We start from the raw sequence: 21,787 nt of genomic DNA, 5'->3' as shown, positions 1-21,787 counted from the left end.
GAAAGCAAAACCTCACCAGAAACCAGGATCTCTTACAGATCTTGTACTGTTTTTTGGCCATTGATTGTGACTTCTACTTTCCCGCCGTAATGGGTATCACTGGCCGACGGGGAGATTACCCAGCGCATTGTGGAACCTGGAAGAACATAACCTAACAGTCCCGGGGTAATGACTTTTTTAGTGCCATTAGGGTTTATAAAGGTGGCAGCAGATAATTGCGCATGCGCATTTCCTTGGTTACTAACCTCAAGGAATTTTTTGCCATCGAGTTGTTGCAATTTCCATTTTAATTTTGCTTCTGTTGGCGCAGGTGATACCGGTTGGATGAAAACAGGCACGGAATAATGCAGTACAAACTGAAGTTTATTTTTTTGTATTTTTGCTGGCGGCAACTCATCAATTGATAACCGATAGGCATCTTCAGCATGTGTCGATGGCGGACCTGTACGAATAACGCGAATCAACTGACGTTCTCCGGGGGCTAATGCCAACATCGGTGGGCTAATGACTAGCCCTTGAGAAGGTGAGAGTCTGTCGCTATACGCGTTCTGACTCCAGTGAAAAACCCGAACCTGGGCATTAAGCGCATTTTCCCCTGCGTTGCTAAGCCAGATACCATCGGCGTTTTGCGTCGCTTGCAAGGTTAACGTGACGGGGGCTATTTGCAGCCCGCTGGCGGCGGCAAATTTTACGCTCATAACCATCCCTAGCAGGCATGCGCAGGCGCACTGCTGAACAGGCAGTTTTACTTTCATGAGGTTTCCTGAGGTTAGTAATTAACGTTAACCGTTACCGTGTCGGCATAGTCGTCAGGAGTGAAGTTGGCGCTCGGTGCAGTGGCATAAACGGTGAAAGTTTGCGCCTGACCGGTCCCCGTCGCCGCAACGCCGTTTCCTTGCGTGGTGTCAGTGGCGGTATTCCCCCACACTGGGCCTGTTGCTGATGTTCGGTTCAGTTGATAGGGCACTTTATCTGTATTGGTGGCGGCATTAGCCACGGAGGACATGGCGCCGGAGCCCGTCGTCGTTCCGCCATTGGCGGCCGAAGGTGCCAGACCAATAAAATAGGGCGTGGTCTTTGAGCAATTAACCGAAATGGTATTACTTGCGCTGGTATTTGTTGCTGTAGAGTTGACAGGCAAAAGAGTGATATTTGAAGCGGAACCGGCGGTAACGGTGCATGCTTTCTGAATCGTCATCAGCACCTGAAACGTACCACTGGTCGTTGCTGCATTTGCCACTGAAATAATGGAAAAGGTGCAGCATAAAAGAATTAAGCGTTTGTCCAGGACTAGAGCCATATCTTTAACCTTTTTCAAATAACCACATTTATTACTGTAGAAAAACAATAATGTGGCACAAGAAGACATGATTTAACCCTAGGATAAGTATTAGTCGTGCGCCAGTTGATCTAATAAATTTTACTTAGGAAAAAGGTGATGCCGCCTACAAAAAATAATACCAATGAGTGAGTATATTTTTATTTTTTTGTGCTAACCGTGTCGCAAGTTCTTAGCAGGTAAGATCATCATGCGTACAGCGGTTAGAAAGGGTGTGTGAGGGGAAAGCTCTGAATGGACGTATTAACGCATCCTGTCTTTATAGCGTCCGTCGGGTTAAGGCCCGTGGAAAATAACTTTGTATCCCTGCTCATTCCAGTGTTGCAGCAGTTCATTTTGTCTTCTGGTTGGCGTCGTACCGGTCCAGACAAAAAGCGTTTGCCCGGGGAATAGCTCAGGACGTGGTGTTTCAATAGGCTCTGCAAGAATGGCGATATGCCACCCGGATTGCGATAAGCGCCAGGCCTCCAGCCATAAGCGGGTTCTGTCTTCAACATCCCAGGCCATCAGGATGGCATCTTTCCCTGACTTGCGACGCGTTTCTGACAGGAGTACCGCAACATATTCGATCAGCGCGCCGTCAAGCATACTGTTCATTATGCGAGAGGTATTATGATCAAGTATGAGCCGCTGACGTACAGGAAGATAGACCCGGTCAATCAACGCATCTACCGGATACGCGCGGCCAAGAGAGAGCATTTTGGCCCGCAGCTTCGGCGGATGCGCCATCCGCAGAATGCTCATCATCTCTTCCTGCAATTGATTCCAGTCATCGTCAGTTTCGCGGGTACTGGTTTCCAGTAATGCTTTAACTTTCCCGACAGGAGTACCGTTACTAATCCAACGTTTGATTTCTTCAATACGTTGAATATCCTCTTCATCAAAGAGCCGGTGGCCGCCTTCACTTCGTTGAGGTTTGAGTAAACCGTAGCGTCGCTGCCATGCCCGAAGGGTCACAGGATTTATCCCGCAACGTTCTGCGACGTCGCCAATGCTGTAAAAAGCCATAGTTCCCCCAAACACTCCTGATTCTCCGTCACCGATATGCGGTTCCTGTCACTTTGTACAACATGCATCAAATTGTACAAAACATACAGAGCATTCTAGCAAAATTAAGATTTACTTTACTATCACGCGTGAGAATATTGCTGGCCTTAACCTCATGTAAGGGGGGAAGGGTAACAAACGAACTTCATAATGCATTGAATTTTAATTGTTTATTTTGTGGAAATTATTTTTTCTCAGGCCATGCCACGGAAGGGGTACCGTTCAGCAAGGCTGCTGCAAATAAGTTACCCTGGAAAAGCTCGATCCCAGCAGATTCAAGCCACATCCATTCTTCGGGTTTTTCAATACCGACCGCTGAAAGTTCAATCTCAAGTGAGGTACAGCATTTAATGATCGCCTGAATGATAGCTTGCCTCGGGCCACTTTTATGGACATCAGCAATGAGTTCACGGCTTATCTTTATTCTGTCCGGCTGGAAACGAGACAGGAGCAAAAGCCCGGCATAACCCGCCCCAAAATGATCAACCGCCACACAAATTCCCGAAGCTTTAAGTGATTTTACCGCCTGTGCAAAAGCATCAAAGCGTGAGATGACTTCGCTCTCGGTAAATTCCACGATGATTTGTTCGGGGACGAGTCCATGTGCGGCTATTTCATGAATCAGAAAGTTAACAGCGTCGGGTCTGTTCACCAGCGTCATGGGTAACAGGTTGACAGACAACATTTTTTCGCCAAGATTCAGCGCGCTGGCCATGGCAAATGCCGTCTTTTTACTTTCCAGATCCGCTGTGTACATCTCTTCCGTGTTTAATCTGTCAAAGTACGCTGCCGGACTTTCTCCATCTTTACCTCGAATTAGCGCTTCCAGGGCGATAACGCGTTGTGACATAGGGTCGATAATAGGTTGAAAGGCAAAGGTGTAGTCGGTACTTGACGCAAGCTCTGCTCCCTCAAGGGTTGTACAACTTTTATCGGTAATAAAATCCCAGTAATCGGCAGCAGGGATTTCAAAGTACGTCGATTTTTCCGTTGCCAGTACGAATGTCCGGAAAAATTGCAATGCCCGGTCATCATAGGTGAGCTGGAACTTTGACGTTCCCTGATTCAGTACGGCTTGTAAGACCTCAGCCCGTTCATGTTTTTGTAAATCAAATAACTCCATCCCAACCTTACCAAACCGACGCGCCGGGGCGTAATCGCACATCAGCTCGACAATATTGTAGTGCCGTGAGTCGTTACATATACAACGAAAAATTTCCTTTACCTGCTTCTCAGGGCCTTCAAGTAGCTGGAAAAAGTGAGAGCCGTTAAAAAGGAGGATTCCCGTTACATCAGATTGTATGTTCTTGATATTTGCCGCTGTCACCATATCCTCAAGCGCTTTAAGGGGCGTGTCATCACGTAGATGGCTACGATAAATAATGGTAGTAAGCATGGAGAGTCCGGGATTAATGGCGAAGAAGAGAAGGGGACAGTATCAGACAAACGCGGTTATGTCCTGATTTTAAATACATTATTTTAACTATAAATTTACACAATAAGGCTCGACAAAAATCATAACTGTCGGGAGTTTATGTGGGTTGTACAAAGCGTGGAGGCGTTGTACTTTTTAGTTTTCTTATAACACATTGATAAATAACATATAGCACTTTATGTTAAAATTTGCTTTATCTTGATGTACACATTTTTGGTACAACTTTGCTACTGTTATAAAACTTAATATTCATCAGCATTTTGTTACAGGAGCAACATATGCAGCAGCACAGAGTTCTCACTGATTCCGCAAACGCAATCTCTCGTTACTTTGCAAAAGCGCATCTTCCGACACAGCAGGAAACATTGGGAGAAATCGTCACTGAGATACTGAAAGATGGACGTAACCTGAGCCGAAAATCACTCTGTGCCAAGCTTCTGAACCGTCTTGAAAAAGCCTCTGGTGAGGATGAACAGAAGCATTACAATGCCTTAATCGGCCTGCTCTTCGAATAAAGGGATGCCCTAAAACATCTAAATGGGGAATGTAGTGAAGTAGTTATGAAGAAAACTGACCATGAACGCTTGAAACACGAAATTACAGGTTTAGCTGTTATACAGATTTTGCGCATGAACACGGCAATATCGCTACCCGCATTGATTAAGCAATTACGTCTTATGAAGGTGAATGAAGCGGATGCCGGGCGTAGACATCTTATTGACAGCATAATTCATGATTTCACAGATTCTAATCCGGCAAGGATGAACCCCAAACCGGAAAGAACTGTTGATGATAGTGTTTTCAGTGGCAGTAAAAAGCCTAAATTACATTAGAGACCATTTTCCATACTATACAAGCGAGGTGACTATGCTTCAGGAAATGAATGTTCACAGAGCAATAGCAGATAAGGCTTTGTCGAGTTACTTTCGTAATGCCGGTGAGCTTTTAGCAGATGAATCCGTTGTCTTGGGACAGGCAGTAACAAATGTGATTTTAGCTGGCGATAATGTTAATAATAAAAACATCATCTTAAGCCTGATCGCTTCACTGGAATCGACAACCGATGTTGTTCAGGCTGATATCATCAGAAAAACACTGGAAATAGTATTGCGCTACACAGCTGACGACGTTTAATAAAATTATTATATAATCATGAAACTCCAGCATCTATAGTATGTGCTGAGTATTTGTATACTTTGAATTAAGACTACACATAGCATCTTCTCATTCTTAGACTGCATTCTTATGGGCTTGATATGGTTAATTCAATTCCGGAAAATTATATTTTCCAGTGCGCTTTATATAAGAACTTAGAGCGTAGTGTGATGTTGAAAATGGGTTATGTCAGTGATGATGTTCTTGTTCAGGCGCTCAGTGCACAGCTGAAGAATGAGAAGAATGCTATATTAACCGATCTCTATATGCAGATTATGAGTCACCTACAACCAGGTATTCGTTCTGAACCCCGTCAGATTAATTGTGATTTTTTAGAGGTCATAAATGATGAATACAGTTCAGGAACACGCCAGACATGCACAATTGTGGATTGATGATGTTTTTATCAGGCAAGGCCTGGAGAATATTCTCGCTGATATAGAATATAAAGATGAGAACGTACGTCTTGTTTTCTTTACGATCAACTACTTCAACACGGTGAAAAAGCAAAACTATAATCTCAGGACGCATCGGTTGGTGCTTCTGATTGATGGCCATCTGTATCAGTATCTCAATGAACTTTCGTTCTACAGGCTTCCTGTAGACAGTGGTGTAGCTTCAATCAAAAAGTTTATCGCTGAAATTATCAGCACTGATACCGATCACGACCAGCAATCTGAAATAAATATCGTCCTGACTGAACGGGATAAATTCATCTTAACGCAATTAGGGGAAGGGCGGACTATTTCTGAAATTTCTAACTTGCTGAACCTGCACTTAAAAACGATTTACCTGAGCAGGCAAAACCTGATCAAGAAACTGGGTTGTTCGGGGTTGATTGATTTTCAGGGAATACTGCAAACCCCAATATTCAGGCACTGGCTGGAACATGCCTGAGTAAATCACAGGATGTGAATTTTACGCGGTATATGCGATCCCGTTGCGCTAGCCAAAGTATCTGCTGTTTGTCATATTTATCGTGCCTCCAGTTGAGCAACCAAGGATGGGTTACGAAGAAGTGCTCTTTCTGTTACTAAAAGAAGTATGAAGCGAAGGCTCTTAGAGCCTGGACTCGGTACACCTCTCTGGGCTGAGGGATCCCCAGAAAATCCACATCAGTAAACCGACACCATACGGCGGACTTGAAAGATTCTGGAGTAGCACAACCTGGGGATTCTCTATAAAATGTCCATTAACCTTGACATGAATGATGAGAATTTTTTTAATGCAAGCTTCCGTTCCGTTACGTTTACTGGAAGTAAACTCGTCACTGATTTGGCACTGGCCGTATTTGCAAAGTGTTATTGCAGTGATGATACGGGATCAATTTAACGGGCTGGTCATTAACCAACAGAATTTATTTTCTTTGTTAGTTTCTCCTTCAAAGTATTGTCAGCAAGGTCGTGAAAATCTGCTTCGTGAACATCAGGAGCATTTACTTTATTTGCAGCGTTTATGCCGGTATTGCCGCACTTCCGGCATTCGGGTGTGGCTGCAAGGAGAGGCGCTTCCCCGTGGCGCTAAAATACAGGAAAAATACCCCGAATATGCGCTAATTGATAACAGTAGTGCGGATGAGATTTTCTGGAAGAATTTTTATCAGCACGATCTTTATGAGGCCCTGGAAAAATTGCCGGATATTGATGGGGCAATTGTTAATCTTCCTCGACATCAGCCTTATAAAGCCAACTGGGTTTCAATACTTCCATATCTCTATAAAACGCTGCGCACCCTCGGAAAAAAAATGGTGTTACGTGACTATATGGACGATGAAGCCGCCTCGTGGCAATTGGTTAATGCCTTGCAGGTACTACCGCCAGATGTGCGGGTCTCCATAAAGGCGGTTGCACAGGGTTACCGCCCTGGGTTTGTTAATAATCCACTCCTGACCCAGCTTGACGGGCGAATAAAGTGGATCGAGTTTGACATGTGGGGGTTGGAATATGGCTGGACGCTTCTTCCGTGCTACCTGCTGGAGGAAATCCAGGGCCGGTTAAGCTGGGTAGAAAGTATGGCGGGCGAGGAGCTGGAGGCCATAACGGGGCGGCTTAACTGGGAATGGATTTCGAACAGTTCGCTGATCAACTCTGTCAATTCTGTCAACTTGCACGGCCTGGCGATGTTTGGCCGCGAAATGTTTATGACCGAAAAACAGGCGTTTCACTGCTGGCTGACGGATATGCTTGAGCATAAAGTGGGGACGGCTGAGGTGAACCTTTTCCACCAGCTGTACACCTGTAGCTACGAATGGATGAGAAAGACCCCCTACATTCTGGGGCATGTTCTGCATCATTACAGCCAGGCGCCGGAGAGCTACGCCCAGGCTGTGAAGCAGCTTCAGCTGCACGTGCGTAAATCCGATGATTATGCCCTGTCGCCCCTGTTCCCGGTAAACGATCCCGATAGTGGACGTGAGCAATTCCAGCAGTTGGTATTGGAAAAAGAGAGGGCTCTTTTCCTTGCTCAGGATTCGCGTAACCGGCTCTATCAAATCATCCATTCTGTTGCGATGTCCGACGAGAAGAGGGAGTTGTTTAAGCGAGTCTGGGAACGCGTCCCTTGGTATACCGAAATGTTTAACCGCGTCTCACGCAGCGTTGCCATGAAAATGATGGTAGACAATTATGGTTATCAGAGCGGTATTTCTTTATTTGAATTAACGAAAGAAATTAATGAACTGCGGCTGCTGGCAACACGACTTTCAGACTGGATGGATAAAGAAGAACAGCAGCAACCCCATTATCTGGCGATGCTGTTTGATCCTGCCAGGCTGATTAGCCTGGCAGACAGTCTGGCTGAAAATGAATAGCTTACGCGTCAGCGTTTTTAAGCTGTTGGTAAAAATCACGCAGGATATAAAAGGCTTTTTTACGCGTTACTTTGTCAGCGGTAATAAGGCCTTTGCAATTGAATCCCTTCTGATAGGGATTCTGGCGGCGTTCTGTCCGGTAGTCATACAATAACCACGGGGTAAAACCCCGAACATAATTAAGTTTTGGCAAATATTCGGTCTGCTTGCGATAGACTTCCGCCATATAGTTTTCCGAGAACGGCCCTGACGTCGGCGCATTATCACCGATAACTCCTTCAGCCCCGGTTTCGGTAATAACGACGGGCTTAGAGGGTGATGAATTTTCCCCCAGCACAATCAGATCGTCGAAATTCTCTTCATACCAGCCGTAATACTCGTTAAGGCCGATAATATCGAGATGATCCGCCAGGCGATCTTCAATCTTCATTTTGGCATGGTTAACAAGGCAGGCGGCAGAAATTAAACGGCTCGGATCGGCCTGACGGGCGGCGTCAACCAGCATGGTCATAAAGTCCAGCCGTTCGTCGGTATCCGCGTTTTCATTACCGACCGACCAGATAATCACGCTGGCACGGTTTCGGTCACGATAAATCAGCTCCATCAGCTGATTATGCGCATCGCGCTGGGTGGCCGGATTTTTAAAATCTATCGCCCAGTAGTTTGGGATCTCCTCCCAGAGCAACAAGCCGACTTCATCCGCTATGCGAGCCGCCATCTCATGATGTGGATAATGCGCCAGCCTCAGGTAGTTGCAGTTGAGCTCTTTTGCATGGTGAAACCGGCGGCGTATATCCGCTTCGCTGGTCATTTTTCCAGACAGAAGATCGTCTTCGTGGCAGTTGACGCCGCGAAGATAGAGTGACTGGCCGTTCAGACGAATATCCGTACCTACAACTTCTATTTGCCTGAAGCCGACACGATCGCACACGCAGTCACATCCCAGAGATGCCATCACACGATATAATTTGGGACGGTCAGGGGACCAGATCTGCGGCGTGGCAGACAGTTCAGCGTTCGCCATGCCGTTAATCACTGGAAGCATGACGGCAATACCCAGCTCTGAGATCGTTAAGCTGACCTCCTTCGCTTCTCCTTCCACGGCAATTTTTACCGCGATCCGGTTATATTTCCCATCAGGCACTAAATAGACAAACAGATCCCGGATATAGGATGGCGGGGTGCGATACAATTCAATTTCACGGTATATCCCGCCATAGTTAAACCAGTCGTTATTTCGTAAGGGTAAACGGTCAGTGGTACGTGTATTATTTACGCAGATCATCAGCACATTATTTCCCGGCTGAATTTCGGAGGTTAACTCTGCGCAAAATGGGGTGGAACCACCATAATGGTTGCCAATAAATTGCTGGTTGAGGAACACTTTGCAATCGTAGTTAGCCGCGCCAATGCGCAAGAAAACACGTTCGCCCGCATCCTGTTCGATATAATCGATTTCCCGAGTATACCAGGCGCTCCCCTCAAAGTAGTACCACTTTTCATTCATCATTTGCCAGCATCCTGGAACCGGTACGGAATTACCAGCAAAAGGATCGTAGTCGTAAGGATCGCGGCGTGTTTCAGGATCGCGCTTTTCCAGGAGATGCCACTTTTGCCTTAGCCCGGTGTCATGGAGATCCAGCGTAAAGCGCCACTCGCCGCTCAGGCTTTCACCGTCACGCCCCCCGGTGAACAACAGATTGGTGTGATTAAAATTCTGCGTATTGTACGGAATGTCATATTGCTCGTTGTGTAAGCACTCGACGGCATTTTCAGCCAGGTCCGATTTTTCCAGCATGATATATCCTTCCTAAATGAGGTGTTTCTGAAGGATAACGGTTCAAATTCATACTCAGGACTGCTTCCTCAATCACTGACGGAATCGAAAGTGGGAAAAAACCGTAAATGTGATGGATGTCGAAAATGTACCGTGTTTTCGTGTGATCGACATCTCATTATAAATTTTATCAGCGTGATCTTTGTCACATTAACATTTGCGGGTAGCGATATTACTCACATAAATACAGGGAGGAACTTCGGGGATCTCAATTCCATTTCTAACCCGTCACGGACTCTGACCCGGTCACTTACAATGGCGAAAAGTTAACAGTTATTTGTATTGGGTCTGTTTGGATACATTATCTTATCGTGACGGAGGAAATACGATGGGGCAGTTGCAAAGCGGTGTCAGTAATGAGGCAGTAAAGGCAGGATCGACAACCAGTCGATATCGATGGACAATTTGCGCATTACTCTTTTTTTCCGTCACCATTAATAATCTCGACAGATCTATTTTAGGTTTGCTCGCGCCAATGCTCCAGAAGGATATTGGCTGGAATGAGATTGAGTACGGAAATATTGTTACCGCGTTTCAGGCGGCCTATGCGGTAGGCTTATTCCTGTGCGGACGTATTGTTGATGTTTATGGCGCCCGCCTGGTCTTGCCCATTGCACTCGCACTCTGGAGTATCGCGGCGATGGCGCACGGCATGGTCGGTACGGTTGTTGGATTTATTTACGCACGCATCTTTCTTGGACTGGGTGAAAGCGCCAACTTCCCTTCAGCCGTGAAGGTAACCGCAGAATGGTTCCCCAAACGAGAGCGCGCATTCGCAACGGGCATATTTAACGCTGGTTCGAATGTCGGGAATGTGTTTGCGCCGGTCATTATTCCCTGGATAGCCTTACAGTGGGGCTGGCGTGAAGCCTTTATCGTGACGGGCGCGGTAGGGCTTATCTGGATTGCCTTCTGGCTACTGCTGTATGGAAAACCGGAGAAAGTTAAGAAAGTAAACAAAGAAGAATTGGCCTGGATCCATCAGGATGATGATGCTGAGACGGCAGCGCAAACCACGCAAAAAATAAGCTGGTTAGGGCTGCTAAAATATAAGCAAACCTGGGCATTCGCCGTCTGTAAATTCCTTACCGACCCTATTTTTTGGTTCTTCCTCTTCTGGATCCCGAAGTGGCTACACGACGCTCGCGATATTGATATGGCCCATATGGCGATGCCGCTGGTGCTCATCAATGTGCTGGCAACGCTTGGCGGTCTTGCCGGAGGCTATCTCCCGGCATGGATGGTTAACCGTGGAATAGCAGTAAATAAGGCGCGTAAGTTTACCTTATTATTATGCGCAATCTGTGTGCTCCCGATTTTATTGGTCTCCAACGTTTCTAATCTGTGGGTGGCGGTAACGTTAATTGGTATTGCCGTCGCGGCGCATCAGGGTTGGTCCGTCAATCTTTATACCAGTGTATCGGATATGTTTCCTAAACAAGCGGTGGGTGCCGTGGTCGGTATCGGCTGCCTGGTAGGCTCGCTTGGCTCCATTCTCTTTACCCAAGCGACGGGACATATTTTGCAGGCAACGGGCAGCTACTGGTCTATTTTCCTGATGGGCGGATTTGCCTATTTGCTGGGTTTCCTGATTATGCACGTATTAATTCCAACCATGTCGGTTGCTAAATTTAAATAATATTGATCTCACAGGTACAAAAAATGTCATTAACCGATAATTTATTACAGGAACGTATTCTTGCGGCTAAAGATAAAAGTCTGCTTTGGTTAAAAAGCATGCAACTTCAGAACGCAACTCCGGGCATATTGCGTGTGAGCGAACGACACCAGGCTGAACAATGGCCGCAAATGCTTCTGCCTGGAACCTATGATGGTACGATGGCGCGCGCGTTATTAGGAGATGACATCCCGGAGAAAAAAGCGCTGGCGGACTGGATATTGCGCCATCAACGGGAGGACGGATATTTCGAGCTGCCGGGTTTAAACTGGAGCGAAACGTGGAAAGGCCCGGATGCCGATAAAACGCGCCAGTACATGCGTTTTCACGCGACGAATTACTGTATGGGGGCGCTGGAAGTGCTTGATCAGCTCAACAGGCTGGAACTGCCTTTTATAAAACCGTATCTCGATCCTCAGTATTTTTGGGCATGGTTAGCGCAACGTGACATGCGCGATCCGTGGCTTGAAGGTAACAACATCGTCAATATTGGCAGCTTCCTGCTGCTTGAAAAGCAACGCGATCCGCAGGGACCCGCGGCGCAGCGATTACAGGATATGATTTTCTGGCATAACCAGCAGAGTGAACCCTATACCGGTTTCTGGGGACCGGGGCAGCAGTTCAGCCAGGAGGCGCTTCTATTTGCGCTCTGCGGTGCAACGCATAATTTGCACGTGTTCTATGCCCTTGATGAAGATATTCCCAATTTTAACCAGTCAATGAGCCGCTGCCTGGAGCAGCCCTTAGCCATCCGCAGCAGCTGCATTGATGTCGATATTATCGATATTCTGGCGCACGGCCATGCGCGCTGTCCGCATCGTCGTGATGAAATTGAACACTGGTTGCGTCGTATGCTGGTGGCATTACTGGATTTCCAGAATGCAGATGGAGGGTTCCCGGACACCCTGCTTGGTGAACGCGGTTACGATGGATGGGTGAAGGGTTACAAAGAGCCGCAGGGCTACAGTAATACCTTCGCGACCTGGTTCCGCTGGATAGCGATTGCGATGATCGCCCAGGTATTATGGCCGCAATGGCAGAACTGGCGTTTCCGTAAAACGATTGGTATAGGGTATTTCAAAGCCCCGTCCCTGTAATTTTTTTCCTATAGCTAAGTGTCTCTGGCCCATAGATAGATCATCCCGCAAGGGACGTCTATGGGCACGTCATACTGTTACTGATAGATTTTAGTGTGAAAGTTGAAATTCTATGAAATGAAAAATCCACGCAATTGCGTGGATTTTATAGTGTTTCACCGTTGTCATGAGATTCAATGAAACCTCATGAGACGAGAAATTTTATTTAGACGTTGAACAGGAAGTTCATCACATCGCCATCTTTCACGATGTAATCTTTCCCTTCTGCACGCATCTTACCGGCTTCTTTCGCGCCTTGCTCACCCTTGTAGGTGATGAAGTCTTCAAACGCGATAGTCTGTGCACGGATGAATCCTTTCTCGAAGTCGGTGTGGATTTTACCGGCCGCCTGCGGAGCGGTAGCGCCGACAGGGATAGTCCATGCACGTACTTCTTTCACGCCCGCGGTGAAGTAGGTCTGCAGATTCAGCAGCTCGTAGCCTGCGCGGATCACGCGGTTCAGCCCCGGTTCTTCCAGACCCAGCTCGGCCATGAACTCTTCACGGTCAGCATCGTCCAGCTCTGCGATATCGGCTTCAACGGCGGCGCAAACAGCTACCACCACGGAACCTTCAGCAGCGGCGATTTCGCGCACCTTGTCGAGGTATGGGTTGTTTTCAAAACCGTCTTCGTTGACGTTAGCGATATACATGGTCGGCTTCAGCGTCAGGAAGCTCAGGTATTTGATGGCGGCTTTATCTTCGTCAGTCAGATTTTTCAGCGCGCGCAGCATGCCAGCGTTTTCCAACTGCGGCAGGCATTTTTCCAGGGCAGCCAGTTCTGCTTTGGCATCTTTATCGCCGCCTTTCGCTTTCTTCTGTACGCGATGAATAGCGCGCTCACAGGTATCCAGATCGGACAGCGCCAGTTCGGTATTGATAACATCGATATCGTCAGCCGGATCCACTTTGTTATTAACGTGGATGATGTTGTCGTTTTCGAAGCAACGCACCACGTGGCCGATAGCTTCGGTTTCGCGGATGTTGGTCAGGAACTGGTTACCCAGACCTTCACCTTTGGAGGCGCCTTTTACAAGCCCCGCGATATCAACGAATTCCATCGTGGTTGGCAGGATGCGCTGTGGTTTGACGATTTCGGCCAACTGATCCAGACGCGGATCGGGCATCGGGACAACACCGGTGTTCGGCTCGATAGTACAGAACGGGAAGTTTGCCGCTTCAATACCCGCTTTTGTGAGCGCGTTGAACAGGGTGGATTTGCCTACGTTTGGCAAACCGACGATACCGCATTTGAATCCCATGTTTAAATCACCTTAATCTTTTGATATTCAATCTGTTATGGAAAACAGATTGTAGAAAAGTAAATAACTCTGCCTATTATACACAGCACGCGAGCAAAATGCCGCACATCGCTGCTTATTGCGCTTTAAAGGTGTGTAACCGGCTCGTTGCTTTAGTCAGGCCATCTTTGAACAAAATCTCGGTACAACGGGCCGCTTCGTCAATCGCTTCATCAATTAACTTCTGTTCAGAAACAGGTGGTTTGCCTAAAACAAATCCAACAACTTTGTTTTTATCGCCCGGATGACCAATTCCAACGCGTAAACGATGAAAGTTAGGGTTATTGCCTAACTTGCTGATGATGTCCTTTAGGCCATTATGTCCGCCATGACCGCCACCAAGCTTAAATTTGGCCACGCCTGGCGGCAGGTCTAGTTCGTCATGGGCAACTAAAATTTCATCGGGGTTGATGCGATAAAAACTGGCCATCGCGCCAACGGCCTTGCCGCTCAGATTCATAAATGTGGTCGGCACCAGCAGGCGGACATCTTCGCCTTCGAGCGTAACTCTGGAGGTGTAGCCGAAGAATTTCGGCTCATCGCGCAGGGGAGCGCGTAATCTCTCTGCCAGTAGATCAACATACCATGCGCCGGCGTTGTGCCGCGTGGCCGCATACTCTGCGCCGGGGTTCGCCAGACCGACAATCAATTTAATCGTCACGTGTTTTGTCCTGAGTGTATCCATAAACGACGTGTAGTTTACTGTCTGGCGCTACGCTTGACAAAAAACTGCGTGCTTATCCTCGAAAACTGAATAATTGCGAAACTGGACTATTAGAAAATGAGTATGTTCAGTAGCTTATTTGTAAAGTTTTGTTGCGTGAGTGTTTGTAATTGTGATCGCTCCCGCACTTGCGAACGGCAGTGTTGTCTATACTTTACACATAAGGATTAGGGGTATTCCCTGTAACAACCCAAAGTTCCGGAGGTGACACATGAAACGCAAAAACGCTTCGTTACTCGGTAACGTGCTCATGGCTTTAGGGTTGGTGGTGATGGTGGGTGGCGTTGGTTACTCTATTTTAAACCAACTGCCGCAATTTAATCTGCCACAGTTTTTCGCACATGGTGCCGTGCTCAGTATTTTCGTTGGCGGTGTTCTCTGGTTAGCGGGTGCCAGAGTTGGCGGACACGAACAAATCAGTGACCGTTACTGGTGGGTGCGTCACTATGACAAACGCTGCCGTCGCGGTGATACCAATCATCGTCACAACTAAATAGTCTCTCCGCTGCGAGAGCTACTGTTTGCAGGCAGAGTCCTGGTTGAAAACCAGTCCTCTGCTTGTTCACGCTTATCCTCGATAAAATGCACTTATCTTCGCTGCGCAATTGCAGAGACGTTATTCGAATAATCGATAATGTAACGTCTTAATCGCGCTATCCGCCGCGTCAGCCGGTAACAGAATGCACAGGTTATCGTTTGATGCGCCGTGGCAAATCATGCGTACCGTATGCTCTTCGAGCCAGGCAAAAACGTCTTTGCAAACCCCCGCAGCCTGGGTCAATTGATTGCCCACCAAAGTGACTAATGCCAGTCCGGTTTCCACTTCCACCCGACAGTGGGAGGACAATGCGGTAAACAGTGCCGTGGTCAGTATATGGTCCTCACCCGATGTCGCATGAGTGGCGTCCAGCGCCAACGCAATACAATTTTCTGATGTCGTGACCAAATCCACTGCCACCGCGTGGTGGGATAAAATGGCAAATACCTGCGCCAGAAAAGAACAGGAGGGTTGTGTCTCCAGACTGTGTAATCGTAATAGCGTCTGTTTACGGCGCACGGCGAGCGCCCGATAACGCGGTGGATTATCGGTGGTGTTGTGCACCAGCGTACCACCGGCGGCAGTATCTTTACTTGAGCCAACAAAGACCGGAATGCTTTTCCGCATTGCCGGGAGCAGCGTAGCCGGGTGAAGAACCTTCGCACCGTAGGCGGCCATATCGCTGGCCTCGGAAAATGAGATATGGTCGATCCGCTTGGCCCGTGGCGCAATGCGCGGATCGGTGGTGTAGATCCCGGCAACGTCGGTCCAGATGTCCACGCGTGCGGCGTGCAGGGCCTCACCAAGTAGCGTGGCGGTGTAGTCACTCCCGCCGCGTCCCAGCGTCGTGGTATGTCCATCTGCATCGCGACCGATAAATCCCTGGGTAACCATAATAGCCTGCTCAAGACGCGGGCGCAGATGAGTCTCCACCTGATGGTGCAGAGTGCTGAGATCCGGTTCAGCGCAGCCGTAGTTCGAGTTGGTACGCATCACGCTGCGGGCATCAAACCACCCGGCTTCGGCGTGCCGTTCACGTAATACTTCAGTAAACAGCAAAGAGGACATCAGCTCGCCATGGCTGACTAACTCATCGCTTAGCGCATCGGACGGTGAAACCGTCGCCGTTTGTGCAAGGCGGCGTATATTGTTGAGAAGATTATCGATTTCCGTGCTGATAACGGACGGCTGCTTCAGGCGGGAAATAATGTTGTATTGGATGGCGCGTAACGTCTCAAGCTTATCTAATTGTTGATGCGTTTCCAGACCTTCAGAAAGCTCGACCAGTAAGTTTGTCACGCCTGCAGAAGCAGACAGAACGACTAAACGGACATCTTGATCAGCAAGAACAATGCTGGCGCTGCGGTTCATCGCATCAAAATCAGCGACGCTGGTGCCGCCAAATTTGGCAACGACGGATGGTGGATAAATGCGAGTCATAACAATCTCATATCAGGGCGCCATAAAAGTATGGCTAGAAAATTTTCATTCTCGGCATAAGGGAACGACGTTCGCCTTACGAAATGTCCGCCCGCGAACATTTCTGCTGACAACCCAGGGAATTCCTGTTGTCGATAACGCGTGTCGCCTGTACGCGTTACCGGGTGCTGCGCATTAAATTTATCTACATAGCCTGTAAATAAGCGCGCCATACTAAGTGATTTATATTTAGGGATCGACTTTTTTATTCGATTTATCGAAAAATAAGTGAAAAATCATGTCGTAAAGAAAAAACGCGCACATTATTAATAGTAAAAACATGTAAAAAAATAATAAAAACATGAAAACCTCATGGTTTCTATTACATCGTACAGGTTGCAACTGGCTACAGCATTGTAAAATAAATAGCTATATTTGTTTATGATTTCGTAATGTGGGATGTGCTTTATGCTTTGAATTTTAAGGTAAAAATGCTCATTTAAGGCGGCGTAAAATAAATGATTGAGTCCAGTGCTAAAACAACATATATTAGCCGCGCTTTTTTACAGGTAATCCTTATAACCATTTATTCAATCAGGCGTTAATCTACACCTGGTTGTAGGAGTGATATGATGACGGATAAAGTCCGTATTGATACTTTAAGTGCTAATTCATTACCGCAGAGCAATGATACCTTTTTAGCAAGACAGGCTGAGTTTGAATCTAATGTCCGCAGCTATCCACGTAAACTGCCATTAGCGATTGCCAAAGCGCAGGGCGTCTGGATTACTGACGTAGAAAATAATCAATATCTTGATTGTCTTGCAGGTGCCGGTACCCTGGCGCTCGGTCACAATCATCCTGAAGTGCTCCAGAGCATTCAAAGTGTCATCACAAGCGGCTTACCGTTACATACGCTTGATCTTACCACGCCGTTAAAAGATGAATTTTCATCTTATTTACTGTCTTTATTACCGGGCCAGGGCAAAGAGTATTGCCTGCAGTTCACCGGGCCGTCCGGCGCCGATGCCGTTGAAGCGGCGCTGAAACTGGCGAAGAAAGTCACCGGCCGTTCCAGCATTATCAGCTTCTCCGGCGGCTACCACGGGATGACCCACGGCGCGCTGTCCGTGACCGGCAACCTGTCGCCGAAAGAAGCCGTTAGCAACATGATGGCGGAAGTGCAGTTTATGCCGTATCCGCATCAGTACCGCTGCCCGCTGGGTATCGGCGGTGAGGCTGGCGTTAAAGCATTAAGCTACTACTTCGAAAACCTGATCAACGACGTTGAAAGCGGCGTGCGTAAACCGGCTGCGGTGATCCTCGAAGCCGTGCAGGGCGAAGGCGGCGTGAACCCGGCGCCGGTCGAGTGGCTGCAGCGCATTCGCAAAGTGACTCAGGAACACGGCATTCTGCTGATCATCGATGAAGTTCAGGCTGGCTTCGCGCGTACCGGTAAGCTGTTCGCCTTCGAACACGCTGGTATTGAGCCAGACATCATCGTGATGTCCAAAGCGGTGGGCGGCGGTCTGCCGCTGGCGGTACTGGGCATTAAAAAGCAGTTCGATGCGTGGGCGCCGGGCCACCATACCGGTACGTTCCGCGGCAACCAGCTGGCGATGGCCACCGGCCTGACAACGCTGAAGATCCTCAAAGACGACAAGATTGCCGATAAAGTGGCCGCCCAGGGCGAGTGGCTGAAAGGCAAACTGGCCGACCTGCAGAAACGTTACCCGGTGATTGGTCAGGTGCGTGGTCTGGGTCTGATGATCGGTCTGGAAATCGTTAAGCCGAACGAAGCGCAGGATCACATGGGCTGCTACCCGGCCGATGGCGAGCTGTCCGCGTTGCTGCAGAAAAAATGCTTCGAAAACGGGCTGATTCTGGAGCGTGGCGGCCGTAACGGTTGCGTACTGCGCCTGCTGCCGTCTCTGCTGATCACCAACGCTGAGCTGGAAATTTTCCTCGATAAATTCGAAAACGCCCTGCTGGGCGCTGGCGTGAAGCCGGTTTAAACGGAGTTGGATCGAATGTCAGACGTAAACCCGATTCTGTCCGGCTCGGCACAAAGCATTGCTGCCTACCAGGACGCTATCGAGCAGAGTACGCAAGCGGTCGTTGAATGGTTGAAACAGCCTGAGATGTATCAGGGGAAAACCGTTGAACAACTGCGCGAACGTATCAACCTGAATTTTACGTCTCAGGGCCTGGGCAACCAGGCCGCTATTGAGCGTGCGGTTGAATACTTTCTCAAAGACAGTCTGTTAGTTCACCATGCCCAGTGCGTGGCACACTTGCACTGCCCAAGCCTGGTGATTAGCCAGGCGGCGGAAGTGCTGATCAACGCCACCAACCAGAGCATGGACTCCTGGGACCAAAGCCCGTCGGCCACGATCATTGAGATCAAACTGATCGAATGGCTGCGCGAGCAGGTCGGTTACGGCGCGGGCGACGCGGGCGTGTTCACCAGCGGCGGCACCCAGAGCAACCTGATGGGCCTGATGCTGGCGCGCGACGCTTTCTTTGCGCGTCAGGGCCACTCCATTCAGCAGAATGGTCTGACCGGTGACCTGAGCAAAATCAAAGTGTTCTGTTCTGAAAGCGCGCACTTCTCCGTGCAGAAAAACATGGCGCTGATGGGGCTGGGCTACCGTTCCGTCACTCAGGTGAAGACCGATGCGTTCTCGCGTATGGATCTGGCTGATCTGAAAGCCAGGCTGGCCCAGGCGCAAGCCAACGGCGAGCAGGTGATGGCGATTGTTGCCACGGCTGGTACTACCGATGCAGGCGCTATCGATCCGTTAGCGGACATCGCGGCGCTGGCGGCAGAACACCAGATCTGGATGCACGTCGATGCGGCATGGGGCGGCGCGCTGTTGCTCTCTGAGCAGTATCGTCACTTCCTGAACGGCCTTGAGCTGGCGGATTCCGTAACCCTGGACTTCCACAAACAGTTCTTCCAGACCATCAGCTGCGGCGCGTTCCTGTTAAAAGACGCGCGTCATTATGAGCTGATGCGCTACCAGGCGGCGTACCTGAACTCTGATTTCGATGAAGAGCACGGTGTACCGAACCTGGTGTCGAAGTCGCTGCAGACCACGCGCCGTTTCGACGCGCTGAAGCTGTGGATGGGCCTCGAAGCGCTGGGTAAAAAGCAGTATGCGGAAATCATCGATAACGGCGTGACGCTGGCCCGTGATGTGGCTGAGTTTGTCAAAACCCAGCCGCATCTGGAGCTGGTGATGGAGCCGCAGCTGGCAAGCGTGCTGTTCCGCTTCCGCCCGGCAAGCGACGATATGGCGTTTGTCGCGCTGCTCAACCAGCGCATCGGCGACGTGCTGCTGGCTTCCGGTAGCGCCAATGTCGGCGTCACCGAGGCCGATGGCATCACCTGCCTGAAGCTGACGCTGCTGAACCCGACCGTGTGCCTGGAGGATGTGAAAGTCCTGCTGGCGAGCGTGAAGGCGACGGCTGAGCAACTGCTGAAAGCGTAAACGCTACGCTTGATATAAAAATGGCTCCCACGTACGGGAGCCATTTTTTTGTCTGTCATGTGTAGCCCGGGCCGCTTCACCGGGTCGGGCTGCACGTTAGCTGATATCCGCCAGCGCGGCGTCTTTATTCGGGAAGAACGTCAGACGTCCTGGAATAGGCTGAATACCCGCGCGAGCCATGGTACGTAGCGGCTGGAACTCCAGGTTACTGATACGTAATTCGCAACCTTCCGGCAGACGTTTTACAAAACGCTGGAAGGCGTCCAGACCACCGGCATCCAGTACCGGGACGGCGTCCCACTTCAATACCACAATGCGTTTACCCGCAATGCGCGACTCGAGATCGGTAAATAATCCCTCCGCTGCGGCAAAGAACAGCGGGCCGATGACGCGTAGCACCAGAACATCGTCTGGGACATCCACGTTGACTGGCGCCAGACGCGTCATGCGCGCAATACGACGCATAAACAGCAGAGAGGCGAGAACGATCCCGACGCTGATGGCGATAACCATGTCGAACAGCACCGTCAGCGACATACACATCAGCATGACGATGATGTCGTCCTTTGGCGCATGACGCAGCAGATCCACCACTTTATGGGCTTCACTCATGTTCCATGCCACCATCAGCAGCAGGGCGGCCATGGCGGAAAGCGGTAGCCAGGAAAGCAGCGGCGCTAAAACCAATAGCGCCAGGATCACCAGAATCGCGTGGATGACCGCAGAAATGGGTGAGGTTGCCCCGGCGCGGACGTTGGCCGCAGAACGGGCAATTGCCGCCGTGGCGGTGATACCCCCAAAGAACGGTGCGACGATGTTGCCCAGCCCCTGACCAATCAGCTCGCTGTTGGCTTTATGCTTGGTGCCGGTCATGCCGTCGAGGACGACGGCGCACAGCAGTGATTCAATTGCCCCCAGCATCGCCATCGAGAAGGCTGCCGGTAACAGTGCCTGTAATGAACTCCAGCTCAGGGTAAAGTTTGACTCCGGCATATTCCACGGTAATACCAGCTGCGGCAGCAACTGCGGGATACCGTTACCCTGTGAGCCGTCAGCCAGAATGTAGTGGAACTGGGAACCGATGGTCGCAACGTGACCACCGGCCAGGTTCACAATCCCCATTACCGCACAGCCTGCAAGCAGTGCAGGAAGGTGACCCGGCAGTCGGATCCCCAAACGAGGCCAGAAAATCAGGATCCCCAGCGTTACAACGCCAATGGCGGCATCGCCGAAGTTGATGGTGGGCAAGGCCATAAATAGCGCACCGACCTTTTGCAGGTAGTGCTCCGGCACATGGGCCATTTGCAGGCCAAGAAAATCTTTAATCTGCATGGTACCAATGGTGATACCAATACCCGACGTAAAGCCTAACGTAACCGACACGGGAATATATTCGATCAGGCGACCAAAGCGTGCGAGGCCGAAAAGGATCAGGAATATCCCGGACATGAGGGTGGCAACCAGCAGGCCTGCCAGCCCAAACTGTTGCGACACCGGATACAGGATCACCACGAAGGCGGCGGTTGGGCCAGAGACGCTAAAGCGCGATCCCCCGGTGAGGGCGATCACAATCCCAGCGACGGCTGAGGTATACAGACCGTACTGCGGCGCAACGCCACTGCCTATTGCCAGGGCCATTGCCAGCGGAATGGCAATGATTCCCACGGTTATCCCGGCGATCAGGTCACGGGTAAAGCGAGAAGCGGTATATTTTTCTTTCCAACAAGCGTCGATGAGGGCGCGGAAAGGCATCACATGTGAGGAAAATAATCTGTTCACAATAATGTTTCATCCATGAGCGCATCATCTGTCAATTGAATGGCAGGTGAAGGAGGCAAAAGTCATACAAATAAGTATTACAGATAAAAAAACCCGC

Annotated in this window: 20 protein-coding genes; 11 read left to right on the top strand and 9 right to left on the bottom strand. The window is 49.4% G+C overall.

Annotated features, from left to right (window positions below; genetic code table 11):
* Positions 1 to 32: 32 nt before the first annotated feature.
* The 4 genes from ACVXHP_RS05940 to ACVXHP_RS05925 all read right to left on the bottom strand — a co-directional run bounded on the left by ACVXHP_RS05940 (position 33) and on the right by ACVXHP_RS05925 (position 3,782).
* Positions 33 to 755: a fimbrial biogenesis chaperone gene (locus ACVXHP_RS05940; RefSeq protein WP_304699651.1), complete on the bottom strand. Its 723-nt coding sequence runs from the start codon at positions 753 to 755 to the stop codon at positions 33 to 35.
* A 14-nt stretch (positions 756 to 769) separates the two neighbouring features.
* Entirely contained in the window at positions 770 to 1,300 is a 531-nt protein-coding gene (locus tag ACVXHP_RS05935) for a Csu type fimbrial protein (protein ID WP_304701252.1), read from the bottom strand.
* 315 nt (positions 1,301 to 1,615) lie between these two features.
* Entirely contained in the window at positions 1,616 to 2,347 is a 732-nt protein-coding gene (locus ACVXHP_RS05930; protein WP_304699649.1) for a MerR family transcriptional regulator, read from the bottom strand.
* A gap of 223 nt (positions 2,348 to 2,570) precedes the next feature.
* On the bottom strand, positions 2,571 to 3,782 hold the full coding sequence (locus ACVXHP_RS05925) for a diguanylate phosphodiesterase (RefSeq protein WP_447571051.1): 1,212 nt from the start codon (positions 3,780 to 3,782) through the stop codon (positions 2,571 to 2,573).
* A 317-nt stretch (positions 3,783 to 4,099) separates the two neighbouring features.
* Here ACVXHP_RS05925 and ycgZ point away from each other — a divergent pair, with 317 nt between their 5' ends.
* The 6 genes from ycgZ (at position 4,100) to ACVXHP_RS05895 (ending at position 7,785) form a co-directional block, all read left to right on the top strand.
* A complete protein-coding gene (ycgZ, locus tag ACVXHP_RS05920; RefSeq protein ID WP_038641180.1) occupies positions 4,100 to 4,336 on the top strand; it encodes a regulatory protein YcgZ in 237 nt (78 codons plus the stop codon).
* 45 nt (positions 4,337 to 4,381) lie between these two features.
* Positions 4,382 to 4,654, top strand: coding sequence for a hypothetical protein (locus ACVXHP_RS05915; RefSeq protein ID WP_447571050.1), 273 nt, complete (start codon positions 4,382 to 4,384; stop codon positions 4,652 to 4,654).
* A gap of 34 nt (positions 4,655 to 4,688) precedes the next feature.
* The gene (locus tag ACVXHP_RS05910; protein WP_038641176.1) at positions 4,689 to 4,955 is read left to right on the top strand and encodes a biofilm/acid-resistance regulator YmgB/AriR; all 267 of its coding nucleotides are present in this window, start codon (positions 4,689 to 4,691) and stop codon (positions 4,953 to 4,955) included.
* A gap of 122 nt (positions 4,956 to 5,077) precedes the next feature.
* Positions 5,078 to 5,371 carry a hypothetical protein gene (locus ACVXHP_RS05905; RefSeq protein ID WP_200006252.1) on the top strand — a complete coding sequence of 98 codons (294 nt, stop codon included), beginning with the start codon at positions 5,078 to 5,080 and terminating at the stop codon, positions 5,369 to 5,371.
* Entirely contained in the window at positions 5,322 to 5,873 is a 552-nt protein-coding gene (locus tag ACVXHP_RS05900) for a LuxR C-terminal-related transcriptional regulator (RefSeq protein WP_447571049.1), read from the top strand. Before ACVXHP_RS05905 ends, ACVXHP_RS05900 begins: the two co-directional genes overlap by 50 nt.
* A 328-nt stretch (positions 5,874 to 6,201) precedes the next feature.
* Positions 6,202 to 7,785: a hypothetical protein gene (locus tag ACVXHP_RS05895; protein ID WP_447571048.1), complete on the top strand. Its 1,584-nt coding sequence runs from the start codon at positions 6,202 to 6,204 to the stop codon at positions 7,783 to 7,785.
* 1 nt (position 7,786) lies between these two features.
* On the opposite strand, the gene ACVXHP_RS05890 is transcribed toward ACVXHP_RS05895, so the two are convergent.
* The gene (locus tag ACVXHP_RS05890) at positions 7,787 to 9,583 is read right to left on the bottom strand and encodes a glycoside hydrolase family 2 protein (RefSeq protein WP_447571047.1); all 1,797 of its coding nucleotides are present in this window, start codon (positions 9,581 to 9,583) and stop codon (positions 7,787 to 7,789) included.
* Positions 9,584 to 9,950: 367 nt separating this feature from the next.
* Here ACVXHP_RS05890 and ACVXHP_RS05885 point away from each other — a divergent pair, with 367 nt between their 5' ends.
* Both ACVXHP_RS05885 and ACVXHP_RS05880 read left to right on the top strand, forming a co-directional pair.
* The gene (locus tag ACVXHP_RS05885) at positions 9,951 to 11,261 is read left to right on the top strand and encodes an MFS transporter (RefSeq protein WP_233593108.1); all 1,311 of its coding nucleotides are present in this window, start codon (positions 9,951 to 9,953) and stop codon (positions 11,259 to 11,261) included.
* Between the two features lie 23 nt (positions 11,262 to 11,284).
* Positions 11,285 to 12,397 carry a hypothetical protein gene (locus tag ACVXHP_RS05880; RefSeq protein ID WP_200006256.1) on the top strand — a complete coding sequence of 371 codons (1,113 nt, stop codon included), beginning with the start codon at positions 11,285 to 11,287 and terminating at the stop codon, positions 12,395 to 12,397.
* A gap of 205 nt (positions 12,398 to 12,602) precedes the next feature.
* Here ACVXHP_RS05880 and ychF read toward each other — a convergent pair whose 3' ends face one another.
* Together ychF and pth are read right to left on the bottom strand one after the other, a co-directional pair.
* Positions 12,603 to 13,697, bottom strand: a complete 1,095-nt coding sequence (gene ychF, locus ACVXHP_RS05875; RefSeq protein ID WP_048211448.1) for a redox-regulated ATPase YchF — start codon at positions 13,695 to 13,697, stop codon at positions 12,603 to 12,605.
* 115 nt (positions 13,698 to 13,812) lie between these two features.
* The gene (gene pth, locus ACVXHP_RS05870) at positions 13,813 to 14,397 is read right to left on the bottom strand and encodes an aminoacyl-tRNA hydrolase (protein WP_016153302.1); all 585 of its coding nucleotides are present in this window, start codon (positions 14,395 to 14,397) and stop codon (positions 13,813 to 13,815) included.
* Positions 14,398 to 14,671: 274 nt separating this feature from the next.
* Here pth and ychH point away from each other — a divergent pair, with 274 nt between their 5' ends.
* Positions 14,672 to 14,953, top strand: a complete 282-nt coding sequence (gene ychH, locus ACVXHP_RS05865; RefSeq protein WP_003833480.1) for a stress-induced protein YchH — start codon at positions 14,672 to 14,674, stop codon at positions 14,951 to 14,953.
* 123 nt (positions 14,954 to 15,076) lie between these two features.
* Here the strand turns inward: ychH and lysC are convergent, their stop codons facing one another.
* Entirely contained in the window at positions 15,077 to 16,438 is a 1,362-nt protein-coding gene (lysC, locus tag ACVXHP_RS05860; protein WP_447571046.1) for a lysine-sensitive aspartokinase 3, read from the bottom strand.
* A gap of 608 nt (positions 16,439 to 17,046) precedes the next feature.
* Between lysC and ACVXHP_RS05855 the strand changes: the two genes are divergently transcribed.
* Positions 17,047 to 18,432: a diaminobutyrate--2-oxoglutarate transaminase gene (locus ACVXHP_RS05855; protein ID WP_447571045.1), complete on the top strand. Its 1,386-nt coding sequence runs from the start codon at positions 17,047 to 17,049 to the stop codon at positions 18,430 to 18,432.
* Between the two features lie 15 nt (positions 18,433 to 18,447).
* Entirely contained in the window at positions 18,448 to 19,911 is a 1,464-nt protein-coding gene (locus ACVXHP_RS05850; RefSeq protein WP_447571044.1) for a pyridoxal phosphate-dependent decarboxylase family protein, read from the top strand.
* Positions 19,912 to 20,007: 96 nt separating this feature from the next.
* Here the strand turns inward: ACVXHP_RS05850 and dauA are convergent, their stop codons facing one another.
* Positions 20,008 to 21,690 (bottom strand): C4-dicarboxylic acid transporter DauA, encoded by a 1,683-nt coding sequence (dauA, locus tag ACVXHP_RS05845; protein WP_316130797.1) that lies wholly within the window; start codon positions 21,688 to 21,690, stop codon positions 20,008 to 20,010.
* Positions 21,691 to 21,787: the final 97 nt, after the last annotated feature.

The sequence above is a fragment of the Citrobacter freundii complex sp. 2025EL-00176 genome (assembly GCF_053309355.1).
This window is presented reverse-complemented; position numbering and strand designations above follow the sequence as displayed.

Coding starts and splice junctions, on each gene's coding strand:
- ACVXHP_RS05940 (WP_304699651.1), bottom strand. CDS start 755: ATGAAAGTAAAACTGCCTGTTCAGCAGTGCGCCTGCGCATGCCTGCTA.
- ACVXHP_RS05935 (WP_304701252.1), bottom strand. CDS start 1,300: ATGGCTCTAGTCCTGGACAAACGCTTAATTCTTTTATGCTGCACCTTT.
- ACVXHP_RS05930 (WP_304699649.1), bottom strand. CDS start 2,347: ATGGCTTTTTACAGCATTGGCGACGTCGCAGAACGTTGCGGGATAAAT.
- ACVXHP_RS05925 (WP_447571051.1), bottom strand. CDS start 3,782: ATGCTTACTACCATTATTTATCGTAGCCATCTACGTGATGACACGCCC.
- ycgZ (WP_038641180.1), top strand. CDS start 4,100: ATGCAGCAGCACAGAGTTCTCACTGATTCCGCAAACGCAATCTCTCGT.
- ACVXHP_RS05915 (WP_447571050.1), top strand. CDS start 4,382: ATGAAGAAAACTGACCATGAACGCTTGAAACACGAAATTACAGGTTTA.
- ACVXHP_RS05910 (WP_038641176.1), top strand. CDS start 4,689: ATGCTTCAGGAAATGAATGTTCACAGAGCAATAGCAGATAAGGCTTTG.
- ACVXHP_RS05905 (WP_200006252.1), top strand. CDS start 5,078: ATGGTTAATTCAATTCCGGAAAATTATATTTTCCAGTGCGCTTTATAT.
- ACVXHP_RS05900 (WP_447571049.1), top strand. CDS start 5,322: ATGATGAATACAGTTCAGGAACACGCCAGACATGCACAATTGTGGATT.
- ACVXHP_RS05895 (WP_447571048.1), top strand. CDS start 6,202: ATGCAAGCTTCCGTTCCGTTACGTTTACTGGAAGTAAACTCGTCACTG.
- ACVXHP_RS05890 (WP_447571047.1), bottom strand. CDS start 9,583: ATGCTGGAAAAATCGGACCTGGCTGAAAATGCCGTCGAGTGCTTACAC.
- ACVXHP_RS05885 (WP_233593108.1), top strand. CDS start 9,951: ATGGGGCAGTTGCAAAGCGGTGTCAGTAATGAGGCAGTAAAGGCAGGA.
- ACVXHP_RS05880 (WP_200006256.1), top strand. CDS start 11,285: ATGTCATTAACCGATAATTTATTACAGGAACGTATTCTTGCGGCTAAA.
- ychF (WP_048211448.1), bottom strand. CDS start 13,697: ATGGGATTCAAATGCGGTATCGTCGGTTTGCCAAACGTAGGCAAATCC.
- ychH (WP_003833480.1), top strand. CDS start 14,672: ATGAAACGCAAAAACGCTTCGTTACTCGGTAACGTGCTCATGGCTTTA.
- lysC (WP_447571046.1), bottom strand. CDS start 16,438: ATGACTCGCATTTATCCACCATCCGTCGTTGCCAAATTTGGCGGCACC.
- ACVXHP_RS05855 (WP_447571045.1), top strand. CDS start 17,047: ATGATGACGGATAAAGTCCGTATTGATACTTTAAGTGCTAATTCATTA.
- ACVXHP_RS05850 (WP_447571044.1), top strand. CDS start 18,448: ATGTCAGACGTAAACCCGATTCTGTCCGGCTCGGCACAAAGCATTGCT.